This window comes from Bradyrhizobium sp. P2_E8, assembly GCF_056403875.1.
The window spans coordinates 1-4,062 of the sequence record NZ_JBFUES010000719.1 but is presented as its reverse complement, the minus strand read 5'-3'; the positions used below and the strand labels follow the sequence as shown (position 1 = coordinate 4,062).

At 65.5% G+C, this 4,062-nt stretch carries 3 protein-coding genes and 1 pseudogene; 3 read left to right on the top strand and 1 reads right to left on the bottom strand.

The annotated features are described in order from the left end of the window. The first annotated feature begins 217 nt into the window (after positions 1–217). Positions 218–1,375, top strand: a complete 1,158-nt coding sequence (locus tag AC1D00_RS30305) for a serine hydrolase domain-containing protein (RefSeq protein WP_477013195.1) — start codon at positions 218–220, stop codon at positions 1,373–1,375. Positions 1,376–1,648: 273 nt separating this feature from the next. On the opposite strand, the gene AC1D00_RS30300 is transcribed toward AC1D00_RS30305, so the two are convergent. Beyond that, positions 1,649–2,641: an ATP-binding protein gene (locus tag AC1D00_RS30300; RefSeq protein WP_477013194.1), complete on the bottom strand. Its 993-nt coding sequence runs from the start codon at positions 2,639–2,641 to the stop codon at positions 1,649–1,651. Between the two features lie 181 nt (positions 2,642–2,822). On the opposite strand from AC1D00_RS30300, the gene yajC reads away from it, so the two are divergent. Together yajC and AC1D00_RS30290 are read left to right on the top strand one after the other, a co-directional pair. Beyond that, the gene (gene yajC / locus AC1D00_RS30295) at positions 2,823–3,191 is read left to right on the top strand and encodes a preprotein translocase subunit YajC (protein ID WP_135175270.1); all 369 of its coding nucleotides are present in this window, start codon (positions 2,823–2,825) and stop codon (positions 3,189–3,191) included. 47 nt (positions 3,192–3,238) lie between these two features. Then, a pseudogene (locus AC1D00_RS30290) lies at positions 3,239–4,062 on the top strand (protein translocase subunit SecD); the annotation flags it as partial.

The following is a 4,062-nucleotide window of genomic DNA, read 5'->3' as shown; positions in this document are numbered from 1 at the left end:
CGCTGCACCCGTATGGCTCGGAAAGCGCGCCGCCCAGGGGCCGCGCGCCTCCAGCTGCTTCCAAAGCAGCCCGCGGGGCCGGAGCAGGGCGATGGTCTGGCTCAAGGGGTCCATTCCGGACGATCTCGCATCAAATCAGGTCGATCGATGATAGATCGTCCGGATTTGGGAGAGATAGTCTGCTCGTCAGCAAGATCAACTGGGAGACCCGCAGGGGATGTCAGACACGTCGCCGGAAGTTGCCGACCTCTCGAACTGGCGAAACTCGCCCCACAGCCGCTGGGCCTTTCGCAACGTGCCGCGCCTGCTGCCGGTCGCCGATATCGCCGCGTCGTCGCAGCCGATGCCTCTTCCGAAAAAGCCGTTCGCGTTCGAGCGCTTTGGCCTCGCCGATGGCAGCGGCGGCACGCTTGGGTTCGACGATGTCCTCAAGGCGACGGATACGGACGGGCTCGTCGTCCTGCATCGGGGATGCATCGTTCACGAGAGCTATCGCCACGGCCTGACGCCGCACACGCCGCACATCATCATGTCCGCGAGCAAGTCGCTCGTCGGACTGATCGCGGGTGTTCTCGCCGACGAAGGTGCGCTCGACATCGACGCGCCGGTGTCGGCATACGTGCCCGAGATCGCCGCGACCGCCTACGCGCATGCGACGCTGCGGCATCTCCTCGACATGCGCGCAGGCGTGGTGCTCGACGAGCGGCAGGCGAGGGCCTATGCGATCGCGACCAACTGGGAGCCGCTTGCGGCAACCGAGACGCCGATCGGCTTATCGGATTTCTTTCGCGGTCTCGACGTCGCGCCGCGACCGCACGGCGGGCCGTTCCGCTACGTCTCCGCCAACACCGATCTGTTGGGATGGGCGATCGAGCGCGCCACCGGGCAGTCMTTTGCTTCGCTCATAAGCGAGCGTCTGTGGCAGCCGATGGGCGCCGAGGATCGCGCCTTCCTTGCCGTCGATCGCGATGGACTGCCACGCTGCACCGGCGGGATCTGCGCGACGCTGCGCGACCTCGCGCGTGTGGGACAACTAATGCTCGCCGGCGGGCATCACGACGGCCGCCAGATCATTCCGCGCGCATGCCTCGACGACATCGCTGAAGATGGCGACCGCGCGGCCTGGGCGCAGGGCGAATTCGCGGCAGGTTTTGGCGGCCGCACAATGAGCTATCGCAGCGGCTGGTACGTCGTCCACGACCAGCCGGGGATGCTGTTTGCGATGGGAATCCATGGACAGAATCTGTTCGTCGATCGCGCGAACCAGATCGTGATCGCGAAGCTGTCGTCGCAGCATCTGCCGATCGACCCCAGGGTCGTTGGCCTGACGCATCGTGCGGTCGGGGAGATGCGGAGGTGTTTGAGCGAGGGGTGAGGCCGTCCCGCTGTCATTGCGAGCGCAGCGAAGCAATCCAGAGTCCCTCCGCGGAAAGATTCTGGATTGCTTCGCTACGCTCGCAATGACGAGTTTGTGGCACGTGCTGTCCACATTCTCGGCTGTCATCGTCCGCCTCGTGCGCAATTGCGCACTGGAGCGGACGATCCAGTATCCCAGAGGCAGTGACGCGATACTGAGAAGCCGCGGCGTACTGGATTCCCCGCCTGCGCGGGGAATGACAGTTGGGTTTGGGGCGCGAGTTTTCGCGCCTTACTTCCCCGCCAGCTTCACACCCAGCCGTCCCGCGAGCTCCTGCACGAACTGCCAGGCGACGCGGCCGGAGCGGGAGCCGCGCGTCGTCGACCATTCCAGCGCCTCGCGCTCCAGCGCCTCATCATCGACGTTGATGCCGAAATGGCTGCAATAGCCGCGCACCATGGCGAGATATTCGTCCTGGCTGCAACGGTGGAAGCCGAGCCAGAGGCCGAAACGATCCGACAGCGACACCTTCTCCTCGACGGCCTCGCCCGGATTGATCGCGGTCGAGCGCTCGTTCTCGATCATCTCGCGCGCCAGCAGGTGGCGGCGGTTGGAGGTGGCGTAGAGGATGACGTTCTCGGGCCGGCCCTCGATGCCGCCTTCGAGCACCGCCTTGAGCGATTTGTACGAGGCGTCATTGCCGTCGAAGGAGAGGTCGTCGCAGAACACGATGAAGCGGAAGGACGAGGCGCGCAGCTGTTCCATCAGCGCGGGCAAAGTCTCGATGTCCTCGCGGTGGATCTCGATCAGCTTCAATTTGTCTGCCGGCTTGCGGTCCGCATTGATGCTGGCATGCGCGGCCTTCACCAGCGATGACTTGCCCATGCCGCGCGCGCCCCAGAGCAGGGCGTTGTTGGCGGGCAGGCCGCCTGCGAAGCGCTCGGTGTTTTCCATCAGGATGTCGCGCATCCGGTCGACGCCCTTGAGGAGGAACAGCTCGACGCGGCTGACCCGCGGTACCGCCGAGAGGCGTCCGTCGGGGTGCCAGACATAGGCGTCCGCCCGCTCGAACGATTCGGGTTCGGCGGCCGGATTGCCCTGGGCGGAAAGGTGCGCCGCAATGGTCTCGAGGGCGCGGACGATCCGCTCCTGGGTGAGGTCTGGGGCTGCCTTGCTGATTGCCTTGGAGGCTGCCGTGGGGCGTTTTGCCGCGACGCGGGCAGGCTTCCTGGCAGGGGTACGGGGGCCTTTGCCGGCCGGGCTTTTGCTTGGTTTTTTGGGCATGTCCGAAGTTCCTGAGAATGCAGCCTTATCGGGCCTGACGGCGCGCCGCAAGGTGGCCAAAAGGGCGGTCTGGCAGCGTTGCAATTGGGGCGGTGGCCGCTATAGTCCGCGCGAATTTGACCGAGCCGGTCGCCTTTGAGGGCCTGACCGGCTTTCCCCCGTTGTCACGAGGATCGTCCGAATGCTGATTACCCCTGCGTATGCCCAGGCCGCGGGCGCCGGCGACACCAACAGCATGTTGATGTCGCTGCTGCCGTTCGCCCTGATCTTCGTGATCATGTACTTCCTGATTCTGCGTCCGCAGCAGAAGAAGGTCCGTGATCACGCCGACCTCGTGAAGAACATCCGTCGCGGCGACACCGTCGTGACCTCGGGCGGCCTCGTCGGCAAGGTCACCAAGGTCGTCGACGACGACCAGATCGAGTTCGAGATTTCCGATGGCGTCCGCGTGCGGCAGATGCGCCAGATGATCTCCGGCGTGCGCGCCAAGGGTGAGCCGGCCAAGGATAGCGCGAAGGAAGCCGCCAAGGACGACGCCGCGTCGAAGTGATCGCTTCCGCGAGCATCTCAAGTCTCCTGATCTGACAGGTCCAGTCGATGTTGTATTTCACGCGGTGGAGAGCGCTCGGGATTATCCTGACGGCGCTGATCGTGTGCCTCTGCGCGGTCCCGAACTTCTTCCCCGAGGCGCAGGTCAAGACCTGGCCCGCCTGGGCGCAGCGCCGGCTCGTGCTCGGCCTCGACCTCCAGGGCGGCTCCTATCTGCTGCTCGAGGTCGATTCCAACTATGTGAAGAAGGAGAGGCTAGACCAGGTCCGCGACGACGTTCGCCGGACGCTGCGCGACGCCAAGATCGGCTTCACCGGCGGCGTCACCGTGCGCAACGACGCGGCCGAGGTTCGCATCACCAAGGAAACCGACGTCCAGCCGGCGCTCGCCAAGCTGCGCGAATTGTCCCAGCCGCTCGGCGGTCTGATGGGCTCCAGCGGTCAGCGCGACCTTGAAGTGACCGACGCCGGTGGCGGCGTTATCCGCCTGAGCATCCCGCAGGCCGCGATGCTTGACCGCATGCGCAAGACGATCGAGCAGTCGATCCAGATCGTCGAGCGCCGCGTCAACGAACTCGGCACCGTCGAGCCCGTCATCCAGCGCCAGGGCAACGACCGCATCCTGGTGCAGGTCCCCGGTCTTCAGGACCCGACCCGCCTGAAGGAACTGCTGGGCAAGACCGCGAAGATGGAATTCCGCATGGTCGACACCTCCGTGCCGCCGGATCAGGCGCAGCAGGGCAGGTTGCCGCCGGAATCCGATCTGCTGATGAGCGCCTCGCCACCGCCCACGCCTTACGTGGTCAAGAAGCAGGTGCTGGTCGCCGGCGGCGATCTGACCGACGCCCAGGCGAGCTTCGACCAGCGCACGGG

Coding starts and splice junctions, on each gene's coding strand:
- AC1D00_RS30300 (WP_477013194.1), bottom strand. CDS start 2,641: ATGCCCAAAAAACCAAGCAAAAGCCCGGCCGGCAAAGGCCCCCGTACC.
- yajC (WP_135175270.1), top strand. CDS start 2,823: ATGCTGATTACCCCTGCGTATGCCCAGGCCGCGGGCGCCGGCGACACC.